The sequence below is a fragment of the Mesorhizobium sp. B2-4-19 genome (assembly GCF_006441315.1).
Lineage (GTDB): Bacteria > Pseudomonadota > Alphaproteobacteria > Rhizobiales > Rhizobiaceae > Mesorhizobium.
The window spans coordinates 64,894-89,761 of sequence record NZ_VFUV01000015.1 but is presented as its reverse complement, the minus strand read 5'-3'; the positions used below and the strand labels follow the sequence as shown (position 1 = coordinate 89,761).

General features: G+C 64.7%; 26 protein-coding genes. All 26 read right to left on the bottom strand.

Going from position 1 to position 24,868, the window contains the following annotated elements; all coding sequences use genetic code 11:
* Nucleotides 1-17 precede the first annotated feature (17 nt).
* Complete coding sequence (locus FJ546_RS22905; RefSeq protein WP_140891411.1) at nucleotides 18-1,061, bottom strand: flagellar hook-associated family protein; 1,044 nt, start codon at nucleotides 1,059-1,061, stop codon at nucleotides 18-20.
* A gap of 3 nt (nucleotides 1,062-1,064) precedes the next feature.
* Nucleotides 1,065-2,519, bottom strand: a complete 1,455-nt coding sequence (gene flgK / locus FJ546_RS22900) for a flagellar hook-associated protein FlgK (RefSeq protein WP_140891410.1) — start codon at nucleotides 2,517-2,519, stop codon at nucleotides 1,065-1,067.
* Between the two features lie 27 nt (nucleotides 2,520-2,546).
* The gene (locus tag FJ546_RS22895; protein WP_140891409.1) at nucleotides 2,547-3,803 is read right to left on the bottom strand and encodes a flagellar hook protein FlgE; all 1,257 of its coding nucleotides are present in this window, start codon (nucleotides 3,801-3,803) and stop codon (nucleotides 2,547-2,549) included.
* A gap of 79 nt (nucleotides 3,804-3,882) precedes the next feature.
* Nucleotides 3,883-4,551: a response regulator transcription factor gene (locus tag FJ546_RS22890; RefSeq protein WP_140891408.1), complete on the bottom strand. Its 669-nt coding sequence runs from the start codon at nucleotides 4,549-4,551 to the stop codon at nucleotides 3,883-3,885.
* 222 nt (nucleotides 4,552-4,773) lie between these two features.
* Entirely contained in the window at nucleotides 4,774-5,361 is a 588-nt protein-coding gene (locus FJ546_RS22885; protein WP_181168053.1) for a lytic transglycosylase domain-containing protein, read from the bottom strand.
* Complete coding sequence (locus tag FJ546_RS22880) at nucleotides 5,291-6,667, bottom strand: flagellar hook-length control protein FliK (RefSeq protein ID WP_140891407.1); 1,377 nt, start codon at nucleotides 6,665-6,667, stop codon at nucleotides 5,291-5,293. Before FJ546_RS22880 ends, FJ546_RS22885 begins: the two co-directional genes overlap by 71 nt.
* The gene (locus FJ546_RS22875; RefSeq protein ID WP_140891406.1) at nucleotides 6,664-8,052 is read right to left on the bottom strand and encodes a chemotaxis protein MotC; all 1,389 of its coding nucleotides are present in this window, start codon (nucleotides 8,050-8,052) and stop codon (nucleotides 6,664-6,666) included. Before FJ546_RS22875 ends, FJ546_RS22880 begins: the two co-directional genes overlap by 4 nt.
* Nucleotides 8,049-9,455 (bottom strand): MotB family protein, encoded by a 1,407-nt coding sequence (locus FJ546_RS22870; RefSeq protein WP_140891405.1) that lies wholly within the window; start codon nucleotides 9,453-9,455, stop codon nucleotides 8,049-8,051. Before FJ546_RS22870 ends, FJ546_RS22875 begins: the two co-directional genes overlap by 4 nt.
* Entirely contained in the window at nucleotides 9,452-10,072 is a 621-nt protein-coding gene (locus FJ546_RS22865) for a hypothetical protein (protein ID WP_140891404.1), read from the bottom strand. Before FJ546_RS22865 ends, FJ546_RS22870 begins: the two co-directional genes overlap by 4 nt.
* 3 nt (nucleotides 10,073-10,075) lie before the next feature.
* Nucleotides 10,076-11,725: a flagellar basal-body MS-ring/collar protein FliF gene (gene fliF, locus FJ546_RS22860; protein ID WP_140891403.1), complete on the bottom strand. Its 1,650-nt coding sequence runs from the start codon at nucleotides 11,723-11,725 to the stop codon at nucleotides 10,076-10,078.
* Between the two features lie 131 nt (nucleotides 11,726-11,856).
* Entirely contained in the window at nucleotides 11,857-12,927 is a 1,071-nt protein-coding gene (locus FJ546_RS22855) for a flagellin (protein ID WP_140891402.1), read from the bottom strand.
* Between the two features lie 278 nt (nucleotides 12,928-13,205).
* Nucleotides 13,206-14,192 carry a flagellin gene (locus FJ546_RS22850; protein WP_140891401.1) on the bottom strand — a complete coding sequence of 329 codons (987 nt, stop codon included), beginning with the start codon at nucleotides 14,190-14,192 and terminating at the stop codon, nucleotides 13,206-13,208.
* A 245-nt stretch (nucleotides 14,193-14,437) separates the two neighbouring features.
* Nucleotides 14,438-15,169, bottom strand: coding sequence for a flagellar type III secretion system pore protein FliP (fliP, locus tag FJ546_RS22845; protein ID WP_140891400.1), 732 nt, complete (start codon nucleotides 15,167-15,169; stop codon nucleotides 14,438-14,440).
* Nucleotides 15,166-15,660 (bottom strand): flagellar basal body-associated FliL family protein, encoded by a 495-nt coding sequence (locus FJ546_RS22840; RefSeq protein ID WP_140891399.1) that lies wholly within the window; start codon nucleotides 15,658-15,660, stop codon nucleotides 15,166-15,168. Before FJ546_RS22840 ends, fliP begins: the two co-directional genes overlap by 4 nt.
* Nucleotides 15,661-15,680: 20 nt before the next feature.
* The gene (gene flgH, locus FJ546_RS22835) at nucleotides 15,681-16,388 is read right to left on the bottom strand and encodes a flagellar basal body L-ring protein FlgH (protein WP_140891398.1); all 708 of its coding nucleotides are present in this window, start codon (nucleotides 16,386-16,388) and stop codon (nucleotides 15,681-15,683) included.
* The gene (locus FJ546_RS22830; protein WP_181168052.1) at nucleotides 16,385-16,972 is read right to left on the bottom strand and encodes a MotE family protein; all 588 of its coding nucleotides are present in this window, start codon (nucleotides 16,970-16,972) and stop codon (nucleotides 16,385-16,387) included. Before FJ546_RS22830 ends, flgH begins: the two co-directional genes overlap by 4 nt.
* Nucleotides 16,973-16,975: 3 nt before the next feature.
* Nucleotides 16,976-18,064: a flagellar basal body P-ring protein FlgI gene (locus FJ546_RS22825; protein WP_246686930.1), complete on the bottom strand. Its 1,089-nt coding sequence runs from the start codon at nucleotides 18,062-18,064 to the stop codon at nucleotides 16,976-16,978.
* Nucleotides 18,065-18,213: 149 nt separating this feature from the next.
* Nucleotides 18,214-18,750 (bottom strand): flagellar basal body P-ring formation chaperone FlgA, encoded by a 537-nt coding sequence (gene flgA, locus FJ546_RS22820; RefSeq protein WP_181168051.1) that lies wholly within the window; start codon nucleotides 18,748-18,750, stop codon nucleotides 18,214-18,216.
* A 6-nt stretch (nucleotides 18,751-18,756) separates the two neighbouring features.
* On the bottom strand, nucleotides 18,757-19,545 hold the full coding sequence (gene flgG, locus FJ546_RS22815) for a flagellar basal-body rod protein FlgG (RefSeq protein WP_140891394.1): 789 nt from the start codon (nucleotides 19,543-19,545) through the stop codon (nucleotides 18,757-18,759).
* 10 nt (nucleotides 19,546-19,555) lie between these two features.
* On the bottom strand, nucleotides 19,556-19,879 hold the full coding sequence (locus tag FJ546_RS22810; RefSeq protein ID WP_181168050.1) for a flagellar hook-basal body complex protein FliE: 324 nt from the start codon (nucleotides 19,877-19,879) through the stop codon (nucleotides 19,556-19,558).
* Complete coding sequence (gene flgC / locus FJ546_RS22805; protein ID WP_140891393.1) at nucleotides 19,876-20,292, bottom strand: flagellar basal body rod protein FlgC; 417 nt, start codon at nucleotides 20,290-20,292, stop codon at nucleotides 19,876-19,878. Before flgC ends, FJ546_RS22810 begins: the two co-directional genes overlap by 4 nt.
* A gap of 2 nt (nucleotides 20,293-20,294) precedes the next feature.
* Complete coding sequence (gene flgB / locus FJ546_RS22800; RefSeq protein WP_019860948.1) at nucleotides 20,295-20,675, bottom strand: flagellar basal body rod protein FlgB; 381 nt, start codon at nucleotides 20,673-20,675, stop codon at nucleotides 20,295-20,297.
* 65 nt (nucleotides 20,676-20,740) lie between these two features.
* On the bottom strand, nucleotides 20,741-21,565 hold the full coding sequence (locus tag FJ546_RS22795; protein WP_140891392.1) for a hypothetical protein: 825 nt from the start codon (nucleotides 21,563-21,565) through the stop codon (nucleotides 20,741-20,743).
* Nucleotides 21,546-22,946, bottom strand: coding sequence for a flagellar protein export ATPase FliI (fliI, locus tag FJ546_RS22790; RefSeq protein ID WP_140891391.1), 1,401 nt, complete (start codon nucleotides 22,944-22,946; stop codon nucleotides 21,546-21,548). Before fliI ends, FJ546_RS22795 begins: the two co-directional genes overlap by 20 nt.
* Before the next feature lies 1 nt (nucleotide 22,947).
* Nucleotides 22,948-23,673 (bottom strand): flagellar basal-body rod protein FlgF, encoded by a 726-nt coding sequence (flgF, locus tag FJ546_RS22785; protein WP_140891390.1) that lies wholly within the window; start codon nucleotides 23,671-23,673, stop codon nucleotides 22,948-22,950.
* 2 nt (nucleotides 23,674-23,675) lie between these two features.
* Complete coding sequence (locus FJ546_RS22780; protein ID WP_140891461.1) at nucleotides 23,676-24,797, bottom strand: DUF1217 domain-containing protein; 1,122 nt, start codon at nucleotides 24,795-24,797, stop codon at nucleotides 23,676-23,678.
* Nucleotides 24,798-24,868: the final 71 nt, after the last annotated feature.

The window sequence follows — 24,868 nt, the reverse complement described above, 5'->3', positions numbered from 1 at the left end:
CGTTCCGCTGGAAGTTGTCAGGTCAGGTAATTCAACAGGCTGAGCTGCTGCAGACGCGCTGTCAGGGCGAAGGACGTCTCGATATGCTGTGTCAGATCCGCGACTCTGGTGGCGGCCGTGGCCGGGTCGACGGCTTCGAGATCGAGGATATGGCGTTCGAACAGATCGATCTGCGTCTTCATCCGGTCGCTGGCATCGGAGACGCGCTTCTGCACGATGCCGGTCTCCGACTGGACCTGGGCGATGCCGCTCAGCGCCTCGCCGACCAGTGTCTGCGAGCGGGTGACGACACTGTCCTTCGCCGCCCGGCTGATGTTGCTGGACATCAGGCTGGAGACCATTGCTGCGGCCATGGCGAGCTTCCTGATGCCGTCGCTGTTGGCGCTGGTCGAGGTTTCGGTGGTTTCGTTGAGCGCGATGCGGCTGACGATCTGCTGGTCGGTGGCGTTCGACATGTTGGTCTGCCAGCCGGCGCCGAGGAACTGCGGCGCAACGTCGTTGGTGATGAAATCGTCCATCTGGGCGGCGGTGATGTTGGCCGCGGCCGGATCGTTGGGCGTGAAGCCGAATTTGGCGACGAAGGAGGCGTCGAAGGCGGCCTTGGCCGGCGAGCCGGCGGCCGTGAAATCGTTGATCGGCTTGACGTCGGTGTTGGTGCCGGCAAACAAATATTCGCCGTTGACGCTGGTGTTGAGGATCGAGGTCAGCTGCTGGAGGGTCGTCTGGCCGGTCGACTGGGTCAGGCTGTTGGAGTTGTCGCCGGACGACGCGGTGGTCAGGGCGGACAGGAAGGTCTGCGCCACGCCGGAGAGCTGGCCGAGCGACGTCTGCGTCGACGCAAGCCTTGCGGTGACCAGCCCGTTGGAATCGACGATCACGTTCAGCCGGTCGAGGTCGCGCGAGAAGGTGACGGACTGGGCGGTGCGTCCGCCCAGTGCCAGGCCGATATCGGCGACCCTGCCAGTCGAGGATTCCTTCGTGGCTTTGACGAGGTCGGCCTGCATGCGCATCTGTTGATAGCGCATGGCGTTGGTGAGGGCGGCCGAAGAGACTGAAGTCATGGATTATCCCACCGCGTTCAACAGGGCCGTCATCATGTCGTCGACGGTCTTCATCATCCGGGCCGATGCCTGATAGGTATGTTCGAGGTCGAGCATCAGCGACATTTCCTGGTCGACATTGACGCCGGTCGCATTGGATAGCGCCTCGGAGCTGCGCTGTGCCAGCGCTTCCTTCGCATCGGCTGCGGTCGAAGCTTGCTGGCGCATGCCCTGCAGCCAGCCAATCGAATTGGCAGCGTAGTCGGAAACGCTTGATGTTGCCGAAATGCCGGCGGCGGGGTCGAACGTCATCGGCTTGTCGAGCCGGTCGCCATAGGCAATCAGGAGGCCGGAATAGGAAGGGCCGCCGCCGGTGTTGGCGACATAGGCCGCACCGTTGGCGCCGCCGTCGCGCAGCAATGTCGGATTGCCGCCGGCGCTCGGATCCATCGCCGCATTGATGCTGATCGTGCCGGCCAGGCCGTTGACCAGCGTGCCCGCAGCCGGCACCGCCGGCGCGCCGGACCAGGTGAACAGGCCGGCGGCGTTGGGCATCGCGGGCGCGGTTTCGGCAAAGGCCGTGATCAGGCCGCGCGCGGTCTCGTCTAGCTGGCCCTGCATGGTCGAAGCGACGCCGTCGCGCAACTGCAGCAGGCCGGCGAGCTTGCCGCTGGCGGTGGTGTTGCCGCCGCTTCCCGCCGAGACCGGCACATTGTCGATGTAGATGGTGTTGCCGGGGGCGCCGGCGGCATAGCCGGCCGCCGGCGTGAAGCTTACCGTGCGCGGTATCGTCTCGAACAGCGTGGTGCCGTCACCCGTGGTGATGACCATGTCGTTGTCGCCGCGCGTGAAGGTCGATATCGGAACATAGTCCGCGATCTTCTTCAGCAGCGCGTCGCGCTGGTCGAGCGCATCGGAAACGTCGGTGCCGGAACGGGTTCCGGAAATGACCGCCTGGTTGGCGTCCTGGAACTGGCCGAGCAGCGAGTTGAGGTCCTTGACCGCCGTGTCGATCTGGCCGTCGGTCTGGGTGCGGAAATCCTGAATGGCCTTGGAGCCTTCGTTCAGGGAGCGCACGACCTGCTTGGCCGCGTCGATGACGCTGGAGCCGAGATTCTGGTTGGACGGCGAGGTGGCGTAGAGCTGCAGTGCCTGCTGCAGATTGGCGATTGCGGTCGAGGGCGAGGAAGCATTGTCGACGCCATTGACCGAAACGTCCAGCTGATCCATGCCGCTGTAGAGCGCGTTCTGGCCGCTATAGGCCGACAAGGCACCGAGATTCTGCCGGAAGAGCAGGTCGTTGGCGACGCGCTGGATATCAACCGAACGCGCGCCGGGCGCCGTGCTGGTGACGACGGCGATGCGGCGCGCATAGTCCGGATTGGAGGCGTCCGAGACGTTGCGCGTGACAACGCTGGTCTGACGCGCGGTACTCATAAGCGCCGATTGGGCGATGCTCAATGCGGAAGATAACGACATGCTGGTCTTTCACGGGCCGTGCCCGGTTTATCTCTTCAGGTTGACAAGGACGTCCATCAGGTCGGAACCGGTCTGGAAGACTTTCGAATTGGCGGTGTAGCTGCGCTGCGCCGCGATCATGTCGGTCAATTCCTCGGCGATGTCGACGTTGGAATTCTCGAGCGCGCCGGAGATGATCGAACCGGCCTTGCCCTCATTGGCAAAGCCGACACGGATCGCGCCGGAGTCGGTGCCTTGCGCGTAGACGTTGCCGGGCAGGGCCTTGAGTTGGTCCGGGCTTTGCACGTCGGCCAGTGGAATTTTATAGAGCGGCTTGGTGGAACCGTCCTTGTACTGGGCGTAGATGGTGCCGTCCTTGCTGATCTGGACCTTGTCGATGGTGCTGGGCGCGTTGCCGTTGACCTGGGCGTCGGAAACCGTGAAGCCGGTGCCGAGCTGCGTCAGCTTCGAGAGATCGAGATTGAGGCCGGCGCCGCCTGGCACGGTGAATGAAGCGCTGGTGGGCGTGCCGGTGAGCTTGCCGGTCGTGGTGTCGAAGGTCAGGTTGGCCGTGCCGAGCGCGCCGCCAGTATAGGGGAACGATGTTCCTGGCGTCGCCTGCGACTGATCGAAAACCGCGACCTGCCAGGTGCCGGTACCCGTATTGGTGAAATAGACGTCGAGCAGCTTCTTGTTGCCGAGGTTGTCATAGGCGACCATCGACGATTTAGAGGTGTACTGCGCGGTGGCGGCGTTGGCGCCGGGCAGGTTGGCGGCGACGACCGGCGTCGCACCTGCCGGCAGATTGCCGCTGTAAGTACCCAGGGTGCTCGGCGTCGCGGTTAGGCCCTGATCGGAGATGACGACCGGCTCCAGGCCCTCGAAGCCGTTCACCGTCGCCGCCGGCGTGCCATTGGCGTAGCTGTAGGCCATCAGCTGGAAGCCGGCCGCGTTGACCAGCCTGCCCTGTGCGTCGGGAACGAAGGCGCCGGCGCGGGTCAGGAAAGGCGTGCCGCTCGGATCTTGGACGACGAAGAAACCATCGCCGCTGACGGCAAGGTCGGAGACAGAGGTCGTGTACTGCAGCACGCCCGGATCGCTCACCGCCTGCCGGATCGTCGTGGTGACGCCGCCGGAATTATAGGCGCCGCCCGTCGACGGCATGATCAGGGTCGAGAATTCGGCCGAGGACCGCTTGTAGCCGGTGGTGTCGGAATTCGCGATGTTGTCGGCGGTTGTCGACAGGCGGTTCGCCTGGGCGTTCATGCCGGAAACGCCGGTCCGCATCATTCCGTAGAGGCTCATCGAGATGTCTCCGCAATATCCATGCCACTGGCGGCGAGGCTACGCGTCCTGTCTTGCGCGAGGCTGGCGCGGCGCGGCATCAGAAGACGAGCCGGTAGCCGAGGAAGCGTTTGGAATCGATCGGGTCGGTGCCCAGCTTCTCGCGCAGCTTCTTGCGCAATTTGCTGATGTGGCTCTCCACCACGTTCTCCTCGACCTCTTCGTCGAAGATGCCGTAGATGGCGTTGAAGACCTGGGTCTTGGTGACGCGCCGGCCGCGGTTGCTCGCCAGATATTCGAGGATGCGGCGTTCGCGGCGCGGCAGGGGCAACGGCTGGCCGTCGATCTCGGGGTCGCGGCCGTCCATGAAGATGCGCATGGCGCCGATCTCGGTGTAGGCGACATGTTCATTGGCGCGCCGGCGGATGGCGGTGATGCGGGCCAGGATCTCTCTGATGTGGACGGGCTTGCGGATGACATCGTCGACGCCGCTCTCGAACAACCGCAGCGTGTTTTCCAGGGAATGCTGCTCGCTCAGCGCAATGACCGGAGCGCCGGTGCGGTCGCGGATCTGGCGCGGAGAGATGGCGCCGTCGCGGCAGTCGCCGATCAGGAAGGCCCGTACCGATCGCAGGTCGGTGTCGGCGGCCGAGTTGACCCACTCGCCGAATTCGCCGGGCGCGAAGCCCGCGCAGGCGACGCCCTCGCGATCAAAAAGTGAATTGTATCCCTCAGTTACGAGCTCTCGCTCGTCAACGATCACGATCATCGGCCCCGCCTCCGAATCAACACATTTGCCCTGTGGGGAAAGGCCTAACCGTTGGCGGGAATCCTGAACAACCGTCATTTCTTGTAACTAGTTTCTTGGGAGTCTGGAATCGTGCCGGTTGCATTAGCGTGCAGCCAGATATGCTTACGGGGAAAATTCCGGGTAAGTCAAAACGGCAAGCCTTGAGCAGTGCTACGGGCGTATTAGGAGCAGAAGATACGCTTACGGGTTGCAGAAGGCGCGGGCGTTGGTTGTCCATTTGCCAAAATCGGTGGCAACCATATTGGCGATCACCCTGCAGACATAGACCTTCTGCGCCGGGTCGTTGTCGGGGCCGGCATGGTAGCGGGCGACGGCCATCGACCAGGTCTCGTGGCGGGCATGGAGACTGGCCAGGAAACGCGCCGCATAGTCGACGTTCTGGCGCGGGTCGAGCATGTCCTCGACGCTGCGGAAGTGCGAGGAATGATAGTGGTGGTTGATCTGCATGCAGCCGAGATCGATCAGCGTCTTGCCTTCGCGCCGGGCATTGGCGAAGGTGGCAAGCGCTTCGGCCCGGCTTCTGGGGAAGATCGCTTTTCCTTCTATATTCAATGCGTTAGGCTGAAGGCTGCCTTTCTTGCCCGTCTCGGTCAAGCCGACGGCATAGAGGATGCCGGCGGGCACGCCATAGCGGTCGGCGGCGCGCAGGATCTCGGGCTCGCAGGGATTGGTGGCAGCGAGGACGCTGGTTGCGAGGCTAGATAAACATATCGCCGCCAGCGTGCTCGCGAGATGGCGAAGCGGCGCGGCCGTGGGCTTGCGCGTCATCATGATTACCCCTTGCGGACTGCTGGCCCGGTTGCTGGCCGCTGGCTCCACCGTTGCCGCCGCTGGAGTTTCCGGGCTGAAAGGCGGACTGGTCGCGGCCAGGCGCGGCGGTGAGCGAGGCGGCCGCATCCGTCCGGGTTGTAGCTGGAATCGCTATCGAAGGTTGCATGATGGTGACCTTATCAACCTCGAAGCCCAGCCCGCGCAGCGACTTGACGATTGCCTCGCTGTCGCTGGAAAGCCGGCGGTAGGCGTCGTGTGTTTCGGGCTTCAATTCAATCGAGAGTTGTTCTCCCGAGAGGCGAAGATGGGCGGTGACCATGCCCAGTTCGGCCGGGTGAAGTTCGATCTTCAACACATGTGTCGGAGCGGCAACAGAGCCAGCCATCTGGGTGGTCGCGGCGGCTGTCGAAAACGCCTGCTGCGGGCCAACATCGGCCGTTACGGCGTTGATTACGTTGAGTGCTGCCTGGCTCATCGGCGCCTGCGGCGGGGCGGGGAAGCTGCGCTCGGAAACCACGTCGACGCGCGCCTGGGCCGAGGGCTGTTTTCCTGGCTCCGACCGCAACGAGGACTGGACGTCGGCGATGGACTTCAGCTGCGGCGCCGCCTGCTTCTGTTCGACGCCCGGCACATCGGCGGTTGTCATCTCGGGCAGCGGGCCGGCGGCGATTGCATTGTCACGCCGTGGCGCGCCAGTGCCGGCGCTCGCGTCGCGGCCGGATTGGCCGTCGAGCTTCTTCAACGGCCCGTCGACGAGTGCGACCCGCTCGGGCTTCTGCATCGGTTCGAGGTCGTCGTGCCCGGCGGATGTCGCCCGATAGGCTTTCGACAGGAGCTGCCCGTCGAGCGCCGGTTCCTGTCCGGCCTCGCTTGCGTCGGCTGACTTGGCCGATGTCGAGAAATGGCGCAGGTCATGAAACGCCATCAGCAAAGGCAGATGATCGTCGAGCGGTGTTGCGCCGGCATCGGTCGCCGCCATTTCGGTATCGGCGTCCTTGTCCGCCTCAACGCCCTTGCCGTCCTTCACGGATTTCGCTGCCGTCGATCCGGTAGGCGTGGTCCTCACCCTACGGGCCGGCATCGGCTCGTCCTCGCCTGCCTTTGCCGCCAGGCCGGCGGCAAGCTTGCTCCAGCGCGGATCGCGCCCGCCTGCTTCGCTCGTCGGCTGCCTTTCCGACTGGCCTGCGCGGCCATGCACCATCTTGCCGAAACCGGCATCATCCTTCTTGCCGGGGGCGGCCGGCTGCTCCGCCGTGCGTGCGGCGGTAAGTCCTGGCAGGGCCGGGCCGAGGCTGGGGGTCATTTCGGGGCGGTTCCAAGCATCTGGTCGATCAGGTCGAGCTGTCGACGGGTTTTCATCATGGCGGCGTCGGTCGGATCTGTCGTGTCGGGACCGGCAGACGCTGCCGGCGCCGATGCCGGCAGGACCGTTGCCGAATCGGCTGAAGGCGGCGGCGCGCTCGTTGCGGCGGCCGCCCCGTCGGATGGCTGGGATGGCTGGGATGGCGAGGCGGCGGGCAGTTCGGAGACGGCACCCTCGACGGGCGGCAATCCGGCCGCGTCGGCGGCCTGCGTGGCGGCGACCTCGGATTTGGGCTGCGGCGCAAGGGGTGCAGACGCCGGCGTCGCGGCCGGAAGGGAAGCAGGCGGCGCCACCACCTCACCGGCGATCGCCTGAGCGGCGTCGAGCAGGGCACGGTCACCATCAGACAGTTTGCTGCGGTCGATCTTGCCGAGCTTGGTGCGCACATCCTCGATCGTGCCGGAAGTCACCGTGGACAGGCTCGAGTAAAGCTCGGCGCGCGGATCGCCCTGATTGGTGTTGCCGTCGCGGCCCTGCTCGGCGCGCGCGGAGGCAAAGGCCGACAATTCGCTGAGGCCGTCGATCGCGGCGCGGCGGGCGATGCGCAGATAGATCACCTTCTCGCGCTCGGGATCCATCATCGAGGTGATGTCGGCGAGCTTGTCCTGGCTGATCGACATGTGCAGGGTGATGACGCCGGAGACGAAGGAATCGGCGAACTGGCTGGCATAGGGCGAATAGAGATAGCGCTCGACGTATTGGGTGGAGGCACGAGCGAACCGTGCCGCATCGCCTCTGGTCACGGCGATGCCGACCGAACGCCGCAGGGCCGCTTCCTCGACCAGTGTGCCGGGGCTGAGCAGCTTGGCCTCATCGAGCAGCGTGAGCGCCATCACCGGGTCGTCCGTCGCCATCAGCGATCCTTTGACCAAGGCAAGAAAAGCGCCTAGGTCGCTGGGCAGCGTCATAGGATCGATTGGCCTCAGGACTTCGATCGCGCCGGCGGGCCGGCCAACCAGATAGTTTATGACGCCCTTGGCGATTGAGAGGTCTTGGGCATCCACGGACTTGGCACGCGAAACCGCCGCCTCGACGGTCACCGGATTGCCGCCGCTCATGCCGTAGACCAGCAGCGCGCGAAAATTCTTCGGGTCCTTGAAGTCCTCCGCATCCGCTTCGCGCAGCCGGGTATCGATCATCTCGAGCAGCTTGGCCTGCATCGGCATTGCGGCGTGATCGCCGGCGGCGATGCGGTCCTGCACCAGTTGCAGCGAGCGCACCAGCTGGTAGGGCTGCAGCGTGTCCTGGGCGAAGCCGGCCGACGGATATCCGGCTGCCAGCAGCAACAGGCCCATCAGCCGGCTGGTGACGGCCGCCCGCTTCATCCGCCGGTCGCCATCAGGATCTCGATGCGGCGGTTAGCCGCCGACAGCGGATCGGCCGGATCCTTCGGCTGGCGGTCGGCGAAGCCGGCGACCTCGGTGATGCGGCGCTCGTCGACGCCGCCGCGCACGAGCATGTAGTAGGCGGAATGCGCGCGCGCCGTCGACAGCCGCCAATTGTCGTAGCTGGCACTGCGGAAGGGGCGCGCATCGGTATGGCCGTTGATGCTGATCGTGCCCTTCTGGCTGTTGACGATGCGGCCGATCTTTTCCATCGCCAGCACCAGTTCGCGGCTCGGCACCGCCGATCCGACTTCGAACATGCCGAAATCGAGCTGGTCGGTGATCGAGATGACGACGCCCTTGTCGGTGGCTTCGACCGAGACGCCGTCGTGCAGCTTGTCGCCGGGCTTGAAGGCATCGGCCAGCTGCCGCTTGACGTCGGCCGCGGCCTTCACGGCGGCGGCGGTCGGCTGCTTCTCCCCGGTCTCAGGCGCGGTCGTCTTTTGCACGGCGGCCGCGGTATCCGCCTTGGCGGCAGCCACGGCCTTGCTCTCGCCCGTCTTGGCGTCACCGGCCTTGGCACCGCTGGCCTTGGCACCGCTGGCCTTGGCACCGCTGGCCTTGGTTTCGCCCGCGTTGGCCATCGTCGCGGCGTCCTTGCCATCCTCGGCCAGGGGCTCGAGCGGGGCGTCCTTGACGGGCGGCGCCGGCGGCACGGCCTTGACCTTGGCGACCTGCGTTTCGGCGGCCTTGTCACCTGGTTTGAGCGGATCGCCCTCGATCTTGGGGCGCTGGGCACTCGCCTCGGCGGCGGGTGTAGCCACCTGCTGCGACCAGAAGTCCGGCTCGAACGGATCCCTGTAGGACGCGCCGCCCGAGGCCCCCGTCGCCGGCCCGGCGCTTTGCGCGCCGCCATCGCCCTTCTGGCTGACATTCTGCATGACGCCGGTGTCGGTGGCGATTTCGGAGAGCACGGCGTAGGGGTCGGCGAACAGATGCTCGTCCGACTGTTCGGCCTTGTTCGGCTCCTGCTTGTCCTGCTTGCGGTTGGATGAGCCAGCCGCACCGATGCCGTCCTGTCCAGACTTTTTTGTCGCTTCCTGCGGGTCGTCGGCCGTCATCCCGACCGCGCGCGGCCCATTGCCGAGGTCCTCGAGGCCCTTGCGGCTCGACTCACGGTCGACGAGCTTGACCGGGTTGAAGTAGCTGGCGACGGCCGCCTTGGTCTGTTCGTTGGCGGCGTTGATCAGCCACATGACCAGGAAGAAGCACATCATGGCCGTCATGAAATCGGCAAAGGCGATCTTCCAGACGCCACCGTGATGGCCCTCGTCGTGGTCGTCATGACCCCGCCGCACGATGATGATCTCGTGCCTGCCGTGATCGGCCTCGGCGACGCTCATGACAAGACCTCGGAAAGGGTGGCCGACCATTCGGCGATGCGTGTCTCGAACACGGCCTCGTCAATGGTCACGGTCAGGTCGAAACCTGGTGCCTCGATGAAGTCGAGATTTGCAATGCGTGGTCCAAGCGATGCTTTCAGCGTTTCGAACAGCGACAGTGGCCCGCGGACGGCGATGCGCACCGCTTCGCCTTCGCCGACGGCTTCGTGAACCGCGCCGGCGAGCGCTTCGAGCGAGCGCTTCTGCAGATCGTCGCTGACAATGCCGCCGATGATGCGGGCGACCGTGGCGGTGACAAGGTCCGTTACGCGCGCCTCCATGGCGTCGATGCACAGCGAGACCGCCTTGCCGATGTCGCCGCCGAAGCTTTCGAGGAAAACCCTCGCTTCCTCGGCATGCGCCTGGCGCTCCGCTTCCAGCGCCGCGTCGTGGGCAGCGACGAGCCGTTCCGTCAGCGCTGCCTCCGCCTGGGCAACCGCCTCGGCGATCAGCGTGCCGATATCGGCCTGCGGTGCGGATGTTTCCGGCCTGTGCTCGGATGCGGCCTGGGGCTGGCTGACGCGCGGCGCGCGCGTACCAAAATCAGGGAGAAGGTCGAAAAGGGCTGCGGAGGCCATGGTTTACGCCGCGACTTCCTGGGCCGCCCATTTGCGCAGGATCTGCGCTGTGCGCTCCTCGTTGAGGTCGACCATGCGGGCAAGCCGCTCCTGTGGCGCCGGCCTGATCTTCTGGCGAAGATCATCGAGCGGATTGGTGCCCGGGCGCGAGCCGGGCAAGGCGCCGATGGCGGCACCCGCATCGGTGGAAGCGACCGCCTCGGGTGTCGGCAGCGAACGCTGGACTTCATCGAAGTTCGGGCCCGACAAAGCGGGCGTCGCTTTTGCCGTCAGCGCCGCCGCCATCGGCCGCAGGCCGAAGAAGGCCACCAGGAACACCACGACAATGAAGGCGCCGGCATTGATCAGCGTGCCGGCGTGCTGGCCGATGGAATCCAGCATTCCAGCCCGCGGGATCGCTTCGCCGTCGAGCCCGTCGATGAATTCTACCGCCGAGACGTCGATGACGTCGCCGCGCTTGTCGTCGAGGCCGGTGGCCGACGTCACCATCTTCTGGATGTCGGCGACGCGCTTGGCGATCTGCTCCGGGGTCGCGTCCTTGCCCAGGATCGCCTTCAGCCGATCCTGGTTGACGACGACGGCGATCGACATCTTGGTGACGGTGTAGCCGTTGGAGACGGTGGCGATCTTCTTGGAATTGATCTCGTAATTGGTGATCTCTTCCTTGCGGTCGTTCGCCGAGGTCGTTTGCGGACCCTCGGTGCTGGTCGCCTGGGTCTCCGGCAGGTTCTGCTCGACGCTGGCCGGGGTCGAGGCCTGCTTCTGGTTGCTGTTCTCATTGGCGCGCACCGACTGCACCGAGCGTTCGACGCGCGAGTTCGGATCGAAAATGGTTTCTTCCGTCTGGCGGGTGTCGGTGTTGACCTCGGCCTTGACGCTGGCGCGGAAATTGTCAGGGCCGAGATACGGCGCCAGCGCGCGGCGGATGTTGTCGCCGATCTGCGCCTCGACCGTCTGCTCGACGCCGAGCGTGCGGGCCGCACTGGTGTTGGAGGGATCATCGCCGGCGGCCAGCAGATTGCCGTTGGAGTCGAGCACCGTCACCTTGTCGGCCGACAGGCCAGGCACGGCGGCGGCGACGAGATGGCGGATCGACTGGGCGCTTTTCTCGGCGTCGATGCCGGCATAGCGGATCACCACTGATGCCGAGGGCTGCTGTTCGTCGCGGCGGAAATTGGCGCGCTCGGACATGACGATGTGGACGCGAGCTGCCTTGATGCCCGATATGGACTGGATGGTGCGGGCAATCTCGCCTTCCAGCGCACGCACGCGGGTGATCTGCTGCATGAACGAGGTCAGGCCCATCGCCCCGACATTGTCGAACAGCTCATAGCCGGCATTGGCGCTGGTCGGCAGACCCTTTTCGGCAAGCAGCATGCGCGCCTGAGCCGTGGTGCCGGCCGGCACCAGAACCGAGGTTCCGTCGGCGCCGACGTCGAAGCCGATGCCGGCCTCGCCCAGCACCAGGCCGATCTGGTTCACGTCGGAGCGGTCGAGCCCGACATAGAGCGTGTCGTAGGCCGGGCGGTTGAGGTAGACCGAGGCGATGCCGATGACGCCCATCACCAGAACGGCGATGCCCGCCAGCATGGCGAGGCGCTTCACACCAAAACCGCGGAGATTCGAGATGATGCTCTGGATCTGTTCCGGCACGATAGAGCGACTCCCAGCATGATTGTCCGCCGGAACACTAGCCCTCGAAGCTTGTGCGAAAATGAAATCGGGCCGCGCTTGCGGCGCGGCCCGATAGTTGGAGGAAGGAGTATCTGTCGGCTACAGCCGGATTAGCCGTTCTTGAACAGCGACAGGATCGACTGCGAGGAGCTGTTGGCGATCGACAGCGACTGGATGCCGAGCTGCTGCTGCACCTGCAGTGCCTGCAGGCGGGTCGATTCCTTGTTCATGTCGGCGTCGACGAGCTGGCCGACGCCGCGGTCGATGGAGTCCATCAGGCTCTGCGTGAAGGTCTTCTGCAGGTCGATGGAGCTCTTGGCGGCGCCCAGGATGGTGGCCTGGTCGGTCAGCTGGCTCATGACCTTGTCGATCTTACCGATCATCTGGGTGATGATGTCGTCGGTCACGCCCGCCGCCGTGATGTCGAGATTGAAGGCGGAAACATTGTCGATCCTGGGGACCACCGCGCCCGCCGCCGCCTGGCCGGCGGTGTTGGCGGCGATGTCCGTTTGTCCACCGGCGATCGCAGCCGCATAGGCGGTGTCGTACAGGTTCTGGGCGGCCGCTGTCGCGTAAACGGAAGTCTGGCGGTCGAGCGTGCCCTGGTTCTTGACGGCGGTGGAGAGGCCGTTGTCGAACAGTTTCGTGCTCTCGACGTTGATGTCGATCGTTCCGAGCGAGATGGCGCCGGAGGAGGAGCGGTTGAAGGACGCGACGATCTTGGCGTCGGCCTGGACGCCGTCATTGGGGGCAGCGACCTGCGTTGACGTCACCGAAAGGTAGTTCGAACCAGAGAAGGTGGCGGCATCGGCAAAGGATTTCATCTGCGCCTGAAGCGTGGTGATTTCCGTCTGCGTCTTTGCCTTGGCCGCGGCCGTCTGGCCGATGGTGGAGAGCAGCTTGGTCTTGAGCTGGCCGATCGACGTCAGAACATTGTTCATGCCGGTATAGGCGGTGTCGACTTTCGAGGCGCCGAGGCCGAGCGCGTCCTGCACCGTCGACAAGGCTGCGTTGTCGGAGCGCATCGTCGTGGCGATCGACCAGTAGGCTGCGTTGTCGGAAGCCTCGGAGACCCTGTAGCCCGTCGAGATTCGCGACTGTGTCTGCTGAAGCGATTTGTTGGTGGCGTTAAGGCTTTGAAGTGCGGTCAACGCCGCGGCGTTTGTCATGATGCTCGCCAAGAAACTCGCTCCTTTTTCCCAGGCCGGGCTTTGTCAAAGCCGGCATTGCCCTCGCGAGCCGCTGGCCCGCCCGTCGATTGCCGTCGCCCCGACCGGGCCGATTCGCCAATCCGTTGTAAGCTATGGTTAACCATGACTAGCGCGTTATGGTTAACGGCCTGTTAAAGGCTCGCTTTCGAGGGTTAAGAAACGAGGGTTGCGCGGGGCTGGAGCAAACGCAAAACGGGCCGCGCTTTTGGCGCGGCCCGTTTGTCTGGTTTGGTCTGCTGCTAGAGCGATCAGCCGCGGAAGAGCGACAGGATCGACTGCGACGAGCCGTTGGCGATCGACAGCGCCTGGACGCCGAGCTGCTGCTGGACCTGCAGGGCCTGGAGGCGGGTCGATTCCTTGTTCATGTCGGCATCGACGAGCTGGCCGACGCCGCGGTCGATCGAGTCCATCAGGCTCTGCGTGAAGGTCTTCTGCAGGTCGATGGAGCTCTTGGCGGCGCCGAGCTTGGTGGCGGCGGTCGTCATGTCCTTGAGCGCGGCGTCGACGACGGTCATCATCTGCGAGATCTGAGCGTCGCTGGCGGCCGTGGTGCCCGAGAAGATGGCCAGGCTGGCGACGGAATAGGTATCGCCGGCAACGACGGGGCCACCAAGGGTCGGGGCCTGTGCCGTGGTGGTTGCAGCGCCAGTGGTGCCGAGGCGGGCCGTGTCGAGGATACCCTTGGCGGTCGGCGCGGCGCCGGAGTCATAGAGCTTGATGCTTTCCACCTTGACGTCGATCGTCGAGAGCGTGACCGAGCCGGTCGAGCTGCGGTTGAAGGCCGAGACGATCTTGACGTCGGCTGCCGTGCCCGTGGCGGTGGCCACCGACAGCATGTTGGTGCCGGAGAAGGTGGCGGAGTCGGCGTAACCCTTCAGCTGCTGCTGAAGAGCGGCGATTTCGACCTGGGTCTTTTCCTTGGCGGCATCGGTCTGACCGTAGGAGCCGGTCAGCTTCTGCTGGATCGCGTTGATGGTGGTGATCGCGCTGTTCATGCCGGTGTAGGCGGTGTCGACCTTCGAGGCGCCGAGGCCGAGCGAGTCCGAGACGGTGGACATGGCCTGGTTGTCGGAACGCATCGTGGTGGCGATCGACCAATAGGCGGCGTTGTCCGAAGCCTGGGAGACGCGGTAGCCCGTCGAGATGCGGGCCTGGGTGGTGGAGAGGTTGTTCTGGGTGGCGTTAAGGCTCTGCAGGGCCGTCAATGCGGCGCTGTTGGTCATGATACTGGCCATGGCTACTCGTACCTTGTTTTTACAGGTGTTTTTTTGACATACCGGCTTTTCCGGTATGACGGAGCGGCATCATGCCAATGATCGTCGAGAGATCACCCGCCATCTGCGAGCGACTATGGCGGCGAGTTCCTACCAAAGGGCTAAATCGGACGGTTAATCGAAAATAATTCGAGAAAAAATCGACGATGTCGGGCACACTGCCCGGCCCCTGTCGGGCAGACGCGGCCTCGGGCCGGAGAGCAGGGTCAGGTGAAGGAGCGCACCAGGCTGCCGACAAGCAGGTTCCAGCCGTCGATCAGGACAAAAAACAGGATCTTGAACGGCAGCGAGACAACGGTGGGCGGCAGCATCATCATGCCCATCGCCATGGTGATGGTGGCGACGATCAGGTCGATGACCAGGAAGGGCAGCACGATCAGGAAGCCGATCTCGAAGCCGCGGCGGATCTCGGAGATCATGAACGCCGGTACCAGGATGCGCAGGTCGACCGTCTCCTTGGCGACGACCTGGCCGCGCTCGCGGGCGAGGTCGGCGAAAAGGTCGAAATCCTTGTCGCGCACATTGTGCAGCATGAAGGTGCGGAACGGGTCCGAGATCTTCTCGAAGGCCTCGGTCTGGTTGATCTGGTTGTCCATCAGCGGCTTGACGCCGGTGTTCCAGGCCTGATCGAAGGTCGGCGCCATGACGTAGAAGGTCATGAACAGCGACAGCGAAATGAGGATGAGGTTCGCCGGCGTCGACTGCAGGCCGATGCCGGCGCGCAGGATCGAGAAGGCGATGACGAAACGGGTGAAGCTCGTCACCATGATCAACAGCCCGGGCGCCACCGACAGCACGGTCAGCAGGCCGAACATCTGGATGATGTAGCCGACGGTGGTACCGTCGGCCTTGCCGATGCCGCCCAGGTCCAGCTGCTGCGCCGCCGCGACGGAGGTGGCGGCGCCGATCAGCGCCGCGGCGAGAAGGAACTTCTTCATTCGAGCAGCAATGTCCTGATGAGAACCTGTTTGGCGTGCCCCTGGCTGCGGATCGAGGCGCGTTCCTCGATATCGGCTTTCAGGTGCTGGTAACCGCTGGCGCCCTCGACCTGATGCATCTTCAGCGTACGCACGAAGGCCAGAAGGTCCTGATGAATGTCCTCCGTCATCGCCGGCGGCTGCGGCGCGTCGTAGACCACGGATACTTCCATCCTGATCCAGGTGTCGGCGGGCGAGGCGATATTGGTGGTGATCGGCGCCAGCGCGACAAGCGTCGGCCCCGTGCCAGGCTGTTGCGCAGCAGCGGGTTCGGCAACCTTGCCCGCATTTTCAGGAGCAGCCGGCACCGATGGCGGTGCGCCGGCGCCCTTGAGATAACCGCCGGACATCCAGCCCATGCCGATGGCGGCGGCCGTCACCACCAGCAGCATGGCGCCCTGAACCACAAGGGATGGACCCTTGCGAGGCTGGAGTTGTTCGACATTGGCCACGGCGCTTTGTTCTCCAATCCCTAGAACGGAAGAACCTGGTCGAGAACCTGCTGGCCGTAGGCCGGCTGCTGGATCTCGGTGATGCGGCCGCGCCCGCCATAGGAAATGCGCGCCTCGGCGATGCGTTCGTAGGGGATCGTGTTCTCGGCGCCGATATCGGCCGGCCGCACGATGCCGGCGATGGTCAGCACCCTCAGCTCGGCGTTGACGCGCACTTCCTGCGATCCCGTGATCATCAGATTGCCGTTCGGCAAGACATCGGTGACGATCGCCGCGACATTGAGTTCAAGCGTTTCCGATCGCTTGATCTCGCCATCGGCCGTCGTGTCCGTGGCGGAGTTGAGCGTGCCGGCGCCCTTGCCGGCGGTGCTCCACTTGTCCCATTGCGCGCTGAGGTCGAAGCCGAGCTTGCGGTTGGCGGTGCGGCTCCTGTCGTTCTGGTTCTTGAAATTGGCACGGTCGTTGATCTTGATCCTGACGGTCAGGATGTCACCCTGCGAGAGCGCCCGGGGATCGGTGAAGAGGCGGCTTTGGCGATCATCCCACAGAGAGAACTTCTTCACCGGCGCGCGAGGTGGCTCGGGGTATTTGTACAGGGCAGACGTGTTGCCGCCGTCAATGCCCGAGCCGACCGGCGACAGCGACGGTTCCTTGCCGACTTCCCTGAGGTTGGTGCCGCAGCCGGACAGGGCTGCCACCGCGCACAGGATGAGCGTTCTGCGGATCATGACGGATCTACCCTTCGGGCTGCGCTGGCCATGATGCCGGTGAGCGTCGCCGCCGCCTTCTGGTCCATTTCGTTGAGAATGACGCTGGCCTTGCGTGAATCGAGCTTCATCAAGATGGCCGCGGCCAGATCGGCGTTGACGATCGCCAGGCGTTCGGCAGCCGCATCGGGCTTCATGCCGGCATAGATCTTGACGACGCCGTCCTCGGCCCGGGCCAGGAACACTTCACGCCGCTTCAGCCAGGTCTCGTATTCGGCTTTCTTCGCGTCCAGCGCTTTCATGCGCTCGTCGACGCCGGCCTGCAGCTGCTTCAATTCCTCGGCCTGCAAGGCATAGCGGCGGTCACGGGCGGCGTCGGCGATGTTGGAGCAGAAGCGCTCGATCTCGCTCTGGTCGGGCGCCTTCTCCCGCGCCAATTGCTGCGGCGCCGCCGCGGGCTGCGCTCCGGGCAGAACCTGCCGAACCACATCCTCGCCATATGCGCCGCCACTGGCGACGGCCATGGCCGCGAGCGCCGCGGCCGCGAACAGGATTGCGCGGGAGGAGCTTCTTTCGTGGGACAGAAGGGAAGGGATCATCGGCATCGCCTATTGGAGGACCAGATCGGCTTGCAGGGCGCCGGCCGACTTGATGCCTTGCAGGATGGCAATGATGCCGTCCGGCTTGACGCCGAGGCGGTTGAGGCCGGAAACGAGGGTTTGCAGGTCGGGTCCGTCGAGCACCGCGACGCGGGCATCGGGCCGGCTGGCGTCGATGGCGGTGAACGGCTCGACAGCGGTTTCGCCCTTGGAGAAGGGTTCGGGCTGCACGACGCGCGGCGCTTCGGTGATGCGCACCGTGAGCGTGCCGTGGCTGATGGCGACGCGCGAGATCTTGACGTCGTTGCCGATGACGATGGTGCCGGTGCGCTCGTCGATGACGACGCGAGCCGGCGTATCGGATTCGACCACCAGGTTTTCGATCTCGGCATAGAAGCGCGCGGCCGAAACGCCCCTTGGCCTTCTGATCTGCACGGTGCGAGAATCGCGCTCACCCGCGACGCGCATGCCGAAGCGCTGGCTGGTATAGTCGTTGATCGCGTCGGCGATGCGGATGGCGGTCGAGAAATCGGGATTGCGCAATTGCAGCGTCAGCGTCGACTGGTCGTCGAATTCGGCCTTCACCGAACGCTCGATGATGGCGCCGTTCGGCACCCGGCCGGCGGTCGGCACGCCTTGCGTCAATTGTTCGGCCTGGCCCTTGGCGGTGAAGCCGGAAACGATGACCGCGCCCTGACCGACAGCATAGATCTCGCCGTCCGCCGCCTTCAGCGGCGTCATGATCAGCGTGCCGCCGGCAAGCGAGGTGGCGTCGCCCATAGAGGAGACGTCGATGTCGATGCGGGCGCCCGATTGTACATAGGGGGCCATGTTGGCGGTGACGATGACGGCGGCGACGTTCTTGGCGCGCGCGCTGCCGCCTTCGGTGGCGATGCCGAGATTTTCCAGCATGGCGCGGATCGACTGTTCGGTGAACGGCGAATTGCGCAGACTGTCACCCGAGCCGGCGAGGCCGATGACCAGGCCGTAGCCGACCAGCTGGTTGTCGCGCGAACTCTGCAGCTGGGCGATGTCCTTGATGCGCGAGGCGACCTGCCCAGGCGGCAGTGAGCTCGGTCCGGGCGAAACGCGGAACATGCGGGTGGTGGTCGCCGGATCATATTCCGGATCGTCGTAGACGCCGCCGTTCTTGGCGGCGAGTTCGCGTTTGGCCTTGGGTGTCAGGCCGTCGGCCAGCGCCGGCTGCAGGCCGAGCGTGGCAGCGAGCAGAAGGACAAGCGGGCGCATCATGAAGCGCCGACCTGGATGGTTCCGTCGGCCATCACCGTGCCGGAAAGGATCTTGCCGCTGTCGCTGTTGCGAACCTTGATGAGGTCGCCGGCCGAACCTGGCTGCAAGGTTACCGCGGTGGCCGATATCGTCAGTCCGCCAGCGATGAAGAAGACCTGCACGGCGGCACCCTGTTCGACCAGCCAGGCCTCGCGGATGGCGGCGGCCGGGATGTAGCGACCGGGCAGCAGCGTACGCTTGGCGACCTTGCCTTGAAGCTCTTCGGCGCGGGTCGCCATCGCATCGGGCTTGTGCTTGCCCGCGATGAGGGTCACCTGTTTCAGGGCGGCGAGTTCGATGGTCTCGCCGGGGTAGATGACGCGGCTGGGGATCAGCACGACCTCGCCGGCAGGCTGATTGCTGGCGATCTGCGTTGCCGATTGATTTGTCGATTGTTTTGTCGATTCCTGGGCGAAAGCCGGCACGCCGCCGGCCACCAGCGCAAGGATCAGCGCGGTGCGGCGGAATGCGGAGCAGGAGATCGGCATGGCCATCATCCCTTACCTGATGTTCTTGGAGACGACCGAAGCCATGTCGTCGGCGGCCTGGATCACCTTGGAATTCATCTCATAGGCGCGCTGCGCCGAGATCAGCTCGGTGATTTCCTTGACCGGGTCGACGTTTGAGGCCTCGAGATAGCCCTGCTGGATGGTGGCGAAGCCGGGGTCACCGGGCACGCCGGCATTGGCCGGGCCGGAGGCCGTCGTTTCCTGGAACAGATTGTCGCCGAGCGGCGCGAGGCCCGCCTCGTTGGCGAAGTTGACGATCTGGAGCTGGCCGAGAGTCTGCAGGTTGGTCTGGCCGTCGATGCGGGCAAACACCTGACCGGTCTTGTTGACGATCACCTCGACCGCATCGGTCGGCACGGTGATGGCCGGAATGACATTGGCGCCATCCACCGTCACCAGCTGGCCGGTGGCGTTGGTGTTGAAGGCGCCGGCACGGGTGTAGAGCGTGCCGCCGTCGGCGCCCTCGATCTGGAACCAGCCCCTGCCGGTCAGCGCCATGTCGAAACTGTTGCCGGTGCTGGTCAGTTCGCCCTGGGTGTGCACGTTGCGCACGGCCGTCGTCTTGACGCCGAGACCGATCGAAACGCCTTCCGGCACCAGCGAGGCGTTGGAGCGGTTGGGCACGCCTTGCGTGCGGTCGACCTGGTAGAGCAGGTCGGAGAATTCGGCGCGCGCCCGCTTGTAGCCGGTGGTGTTGATGTTGGCGATGTTGTTGGCGATGACTTCCAGATTTGTCTGCTGGGCATTCATGCCGGTGGCGGCGATGGAAAGTGCTTTCATGACCTACTCCTCAGATACCCATGCGACTGACTTCGAGGTAGGCCGAAACGACCTTGTCGCGGATGGCGACGGCGGTCTGAAGCGCCTGCTGCGCGCTCATCACGGCATCGACGACCTGGCGGGTGTCGGCATCGCCCTTGAGCGCCTGGAGCGACACCTGTTCGGCATGCTGCAGCGTGTTGACGGTCTTGGAGGCTGCCTGGCTCACCGCTTCGGCAAAGGAGGTACCAAGGTTGCCTGATGTCGCCGGCGCGACACCGCCCTGAAGCAGGTCGGTCGCCGTATCGCCCAGCCCGGGCTTCAGGTTGAGCGCGCCGATGCCGTTCACGATCATTGGTTCCTCATCAGGTCGATGGTCATTGAAATGAGGTCGCGCGCCTGCTTCACGACTTGCAGGTTGGCCTCGTAGGAGCGGTTGGCCTCGGTCATGTCAGCCATTTCGATCAGCGTGTTGACATTGGGCATCTTGACGTAGCCCTTCTCGTCGGCGGCCTCGTTGCCAGGCTGGAATTCGACGGGGAAGACACTCGGATCGCGGTCGATCGAGTTCACTTCGACCGTCGAGGCGCCGGACGCCCGGTCAAGCTCGGAGACGAAGCTGATGGTCTTGCGGCGATAGGGGTCAGCGCCGGGCGTCGTGCCGGTCGACTGGGCATTGGCGAGGTTTTCAGAAACCACGCGCAGGCGCTCGGACTGGGCGCCGAGGCCGGATGCTGCGACTTTCAGGGCTGCGGTCAGTGCGTCCATGGTCAGCTCTTCACCGCCATCATCATCATCGAGTGGAAAGCCTTTACGATCGCCGTGTTGAGCTCGAAGGAACGGCGCACCTCGCCGGCCTTGAGAAGCTGGTCCTCAAGCACGACTGTATTCTTGGACGGCATGACCACGCCGTCATCTTCCTGCGGCTTGATGGTGAAGCCGGCATTGGTCGCCGCGCTGCCGAGATGGCCGGCCTCGGTGGTCTGCAGCGACACAGCCGTGCGGTCGAGCACCTTCTCGAAGGGCTCGACATCGTTTGCCGTGTAGCCCGGCGTGTTGGCGTTGGCGATGTTGCCGGCGATCGCCGACTGACGCACGGAAAGCCACTGCGCTTGCTTGGCGGCGAGATCGAAAAGGGAAACGGGCTCCATGGGAATCTCCGGGCATGTGCCCAAAGACTAGGTCGCCAGTCTTGCGCGGACCTTGCGGGCAGCCGCTACCTGGAAAGCTGGATCAGCTGGTTGGTGCTGGTCAGCATGACCCATTTGCCGTTGCGCTGCTCGATCGACGACACGGTGCTCGAGTCCGGCAGTATCGAGCCGCGCTGGACGATCCACAGGCCGGTGTCGTCCTCGATCATGGCACGGCCGTTGGCGACATGGACCATGCGGAATTTCGCGACATCGGCCGGGAAGGGCTGGTCGCCCGGCGGCTGCGCCGGGGTGGCGTCATCCTGCACCGTGCCTGTGGCGAGCAGGTCGATGCTGGTGTTTGGAAGGTCCTTGGCTGTCAGCGGCGCGCTGCGCGAGGTCACCACGCCGCCACCCGCGCGTCCCGAATTGGTGCCGGTGCCGCCAAACTTGATCGCCTGAACGCCGAACTGCTCCTGGTTGAAGAAGATGTACCAGGGAAACAGGGCGCAGATCAGGCCAAGCGTGACGCCGAGCGCGGCGATGACGAAGTCGCTGCGCCGGTCCGCCTTCTTGCTCAATTTTGGAAATTGGGCCTTTGGCGGTTGCGGCCATTCGGTGACGGGAAACAGGCCGTCGATCAGCGATTCGCGGCTTGCCTGCGTGATCTCGGCAGCCTCGACGCGGGGAACCACGGGCGCGGCAGCCCGAGCCACAGGTTCGGATCGGGGCAGGACCGGCTTGACGGCTCTGGCCAGAACAGCCGCGGTCTTGGCTGCGATGGCGCTGGCGGCCTTTGCCTTGGCCCTCCTCTCCTCCTCGGCTCGAGCTTCCTCGGCGGCGTTCGCCGTGGCGATCATCTCATTCAGGATGCGCTCGGTGTACTGGCGTTCAGTCTCCTGATTCGGCATTCAGCTTTCCCTTGAGATGGCGGGCGAGATCGGAGAACGGATCGGCTGACGGGCGGTCCCTGGGCGATTGCGTCAGCGCCTCGTAGATCAGCGGTACCTGGCGCACGGCGATGTCGAGCTCGGCGTCGGCGCCGCCCTGATAGGCGCCGAGCAGGCGGATGTCGCGCGTGTCCTCGAAGCGGGCGATCATCGACTTCAGCCGCGTCACCAAAGCGCGCTGTTCGACGCTCCAGGCCTTGCCGGCCAGGCGCGATATGGACGACAGCGGATTGACCGGCGGATAGCGACCCTGTTCTGCGATCGCGCGGTCGAGCACGACATGGCCGTCGAGGATGCCGCGCACGGAATCGGCGACCGGATCATTGTGGTCGTCGCCGTCCACCAGCACGGAAATGATGGCGGTAATCGACCCCTTGCCTTCGGCCCCCGGTCCGGCGCGCTCGAGCAATTTGGGCAGTTCGGTGAAAACCGAGGCGGGATAGCCGCGGGCGACCGGCGGCTCGCCGGTTCCCGTCGCCACCTCGCGCAAGGCATGGGCGAAGCGGGTGATCGAGTCCAGCACCAGGAGCACGCGGTGGCCCTGGTCGCGAAAGTGCTCGGCGACCCGCATGGCGGTGTCGGGCGCGCGCCGGCGCATCATGGCGCTCTCGTCGCTGGTTGCGACGACGGCCACGGTCTTGGCCATGCTGTCGCCGATCGTGTCCTCGAGGAATTCGCGGACCTCGCGGCCGCGTTCGCCGATCAGCGCCACGACGACGGTGTCGAACGCGTCGGCACCGGCGAGCATGGCGAGCAGCGTCGACTTGCCGACGCCCGAACCCGCAAAGACGCCCATGCGCTGGCCGAAGCACAGCGGCGTGAAAATGTCGATGATCTTGACGCCGGTCATGAAGGCGGTACCGACGCGCTGCCGCGCCATGGCGCCTGGCGTCGTGGCGCCGCCCGACAGGTCTTCGCCCCTGATCAGCGGCGCACCGCCGTCGATCGCCCGGGTGAGTGCGTCGATGGTGCGGCCGCGCCATGATTCGTGCGGCGCCACCGCGAGTGGACCCCTACGGAACACCGCATCGCCGATCCCGGCATCGGCGCTGCGTTCGAAGGGGGCGACGACGACTTCGTCGCGGCTGATCTTGACGATCTCGCCGCGGCGGGCGCCGGACTGGCCGCGCTGCTCGACGATGTCGCCCAGCCTGGCAAAATCGGAAAGGCCGCGCACCTTGTAGTGCGTGGACGTGACTTCGGTGACGAGACCGCCACGCTTGACCAACCCGTCGGTGTTGCTGAAACGCCGCATTACCCGTTCCAGTGCGACGAGCCGATCTTCGGGCGCCGGCTGGAGCGGTCTTTCGGGTGCACGGATGGAGGACCGGTCGAGCGACATGCTACGACTTCGAGCCGAGCGTCTTGATCGCCTCATCGGTGGAAGAATCCGTCTGCCGCATCAGGGCGGCAGTATTCTCGAAGGCGCGCTGGACCATGATCAGCCGGGTCATCTCCAGCACCGGATTGACGTTGGATTCTTCGACGAAACCCTGGGCGATACCGACATCGGAGCGGTCGGTGACCGGTTCGGGGGTACGCGCCGGCACGATGCCGGAATTGCCGTAGCGCACGAGATTCTCGCCCGGGTCGAAATTATAGAGGCCGATCGAGCCGACAAGCTGGTCGTTCTGGCGCAGCGAGCCGTCGGCGCCGGCCTTGGGCGGACCGTTGCGGGGGTCGAGCTGGATCGGCGCGCCGCCGGCGTCGAGCACCGGATGGCCTTCGATCGACATCAGTTCGCCATTCTCGGTCATCGAGAAGCGGCCGTCGCGCGTCATGACGGTGCCGGCCGGTGTGTCGATGGCGAACCAGGCGTTACCCTGGATGGCGAAATCGAACGGATTGCCGGTCTCGGTCAGGGAACCGTGGGCGCCCGAAAGATAGGTCTTGCCCGACGAGGCGAAGGACACCGATTTCTGCCCGGTGCCCGACACCATGTCCTCGAATTTCACGCCGGTGGCGCGAAAGCCGACGGTGTTGGCGTTGGCGACATTGTCGGCGATGGTATCGAGCCGGCGCTCGAGCGCCATCTGTGCGGAAAGGGCAACGTAGAGACTGTCTTGCATGATCAGAACTTCAACTTCTGCATGGCCATCATCAGGTCGGTGGAGATGCCCGCCGTGACCGGCTGGGCAAAGAGCACGCTGACTGACGTCACGGCCGTCGAGGTCGGATTGTTGATCTCGTACATGCTGGTGAAGCGGGTCAGGAACTTGCCGAGTTTCACGGGGTCGGTGAAATCCGAGATGTCGAGCTTCTGTTCGAAGAGCTGCGCCTGCTTGTCGATGTCGGCGGTGGCGAAGGAATCGGGGAGTCCCAGCGCGGTGCGCACGACGCTGGCAAGGGCCGTATCGGCCAGCACGTCGTACCAGCTGGTGATGTCGGGCGCCTTGCGCTGGAAATAAAGCGCCAGCCGCACGCCCTCATTGGTCTTGCCGGCATCCTCCTCCAGCGTCTGGCGCATATACTTGTCGACAGTCGGCTGCTGCGCCGGATTGATGGTGGTTGCGGCTTCGCCGTACTGCTCGAAGTTGAAGGCCGAGGCCAATGCCGCATAGGCCGGGTTCGTCTGCTTGTTGGCGACGCTGTTGGGGTCGCGCACGCCACCCTGCAGAACCTGTTTGATGAGGTCCTTGTTCTCCGTCGCCGAATCGAGACCGAACGCGGCCAGCGCGTAGGTGTAGAGCCGGCTGTTCGACATCAGGTCGTCGACCGATTTCACCTTGGTGATGTTGGCGAGGTAGTAGGTCGTCTCGCCCTTCACATAGTCCGAATTCGGATCAAGGCCGGCGATCTTCGCCTGCGTGGCGTAGTTCTTCGTCACCAGCTGCTGCGCCTTGTTGTAGATGGTGGCGTCGGCACCATTGGCGGCGAAGTTGAAGGCGCTGACGAACTGGGCGTAGCGCTTGTCGGTCAGCTTGTTGGCGAAACTGTTAGGGTCGGTGACGCCTTCCTTGAGCGCCTTGACCATGAAGGCCTTGGCGTAATCCATGTCCTCCAGCCCGTAGGCCTTCATGGCATATTTGAACAGCCGGTCATTGTTGACGAAATCGTCGATCGATTTCACCTTGGTTATGTTGGCCAGGTAATATTTGGTATCGCGATCGACAGTCGGCTGCTGCTCGATGCGGTCGATCGACTTGTTGATGTCCTTGGAGATCAACTGGTAGCTGGTAAAGGTATTGAGCAACGTCATGCCTCCGGCCGAAGCTTAATGTCGCGACAATAACCTCACTTCCTTGCGCGAAACTGAATCGCCCA

Bases quoted from the DNA above. Each gene is read 5' to 3' on its own strand.
- FJ546_RS22865 (WP_140891404.1), bottom strand. From the start codon at position 10,072: ATGGCCTCCGCAGCCCTTTTCGACCTTCTCCCTGATTTTGGTACGCGC.
- FJ546_RS22795 (WP_140891392.1), bottom strand. From the start codon at position 21,565: ATGCCGAATCAGGAGACTGAACGCCAGTACACCGAGCGCATCCTGAAT.
- FJ546_RS22825 (WP_246686930.1), bottom strand. From the start codon at position 18,064: ATGTTCCGCGTTTCGCCCGGACCGAGCTCACTGCCGCCTGGGCAGGTC.
- FJ546_RS22870 (WP_140891405.1), bottom strand. From the start codon at position 9,455: ATGAGCGTCGCCGAGGCCGATCACGGCAGGCACGAGATCATCATCGTG.
- FJ546_RS22905 (WP_140891411.1), bottom strand. From the start codon at position 1,061: ATGACTTCAGTCTCTTCGGCCGCCCTCACCAACGCCATGCGCTATCAA.
- FJ546_RS22875 (WP_140891406.1), bottom strand. From the start codon at position 8,052: ATGAAGCGGGCGGCCGTCACCAGCCGGCTGATGGGCCTGTTGCTGCTG.
- flgB (WP_019860948.1), bottom strand. From the start codon at position 20,675: ATGGAGCCCGTTTCCCTTTTCGATCTCGCCGCCAAGCAAGCGCAGTGG.
- flgK (WP_140891410.1), bottom strand. From the start codon at position 2,519: ATGTCGTTATCTTCCGCATTGAGCATCGCCCAATCGGCGCTTATGAGT.
- fliI (WP_140891391.1), bottom strand. From the start codon at position 22,946: ATGTCGCTCGACCGGTCCTCCATCCGTGCACCCGAAAGACCGCTCCAG.
- FJ546_RS22830 (WP_181168052.1), bottom strand. From the start codon at position 16,972: ATGCCGATGATCCCTTCCCTTCTGTCCCACGAAAGAAGCTCCTCCCGC.
- fliP (WP_140891400.1), bottom strand. From the start codon at position 15,169: ATGAAGAAGTTCCTTCTCGCCGCGGCGCTGATCGGCGCCGCCACCTCC.
- flgF (WP_140891390.1), bottom strand. From the start codon at position 23,673: ATGCAAGACAGTCTCTACGTTGCCCTTTCCGCACAGATGGCGCTCGAG.
- FJ546_RS22890 (WP_140891408.1), bottom strand. From the start codon at position 4,551: ATGATCGTGATCGTTGACGAGCGAGAGCTCGTAACTGAGGGATACAAT.
- FJ546_RS22810 (WP_181168050.1), bottom strand. From the start codon at position 19,879: ATGATCGTGAACGGCATCGGCGCGCTCAACCTGAAGCCCGGGCTGGGC.
- FJ546_RS22850 (WP_140891401.1), bottom strand. From the start codon at position 14,192: ATGGCCAGTATCATGACCAACAGCGCCGCATTGACGGCCCTGCAGAGC.
- FJ546_RS22885 (WP_181168053.1), bottom strand. From the start codon at position 5,361: ATGACGCGCAAGCCCACGGCCGCGCCGCTTCGCCATCTCGCGAGCACG.
- flgG (WP_140891394.1), bottom strand. From the start codon at position 19,545: ATGAAAGCACTTTCCATCGCCGCCACCGGCATGAATGCCCAGCAGACA.
- FJ546_RS22895 (WP_140891409.1), bottom strand. From the start codon at position 3,803: ATGAGCCTCTACGGAATGATGCGGACCGGCGTTTCCGGCATGAACGCC.
- flgH (WP_140891398.1), bottom strand. From the start codon at position 16,388: ATGATCCGCAGAACGCTCATCCTGTGCGCGGTGGCAGCCCTGTCCGGC.
- flgC (WP_140891393.1), bottom strand. From the start codon at position 20,292: ATGGACGCACTGACCGCAGCCCTGAAAGTCGCAGCATCCGGCCTCGGC.
- flgA (WP_181168051.1), bottom strand. From the start codon at position 18,750: ATGGCCATGCCGATCTCCTGCTCCGCATTCCGCCGCACCGCGCTGATC.
- FJ546_RS22880 (WP_140891407.1), bottom strand. From the start codon at position 6,667: ATGACCCCCAGCCTCGGCCCGGCCCTGCCAGGACTTACCGCCGCACGC.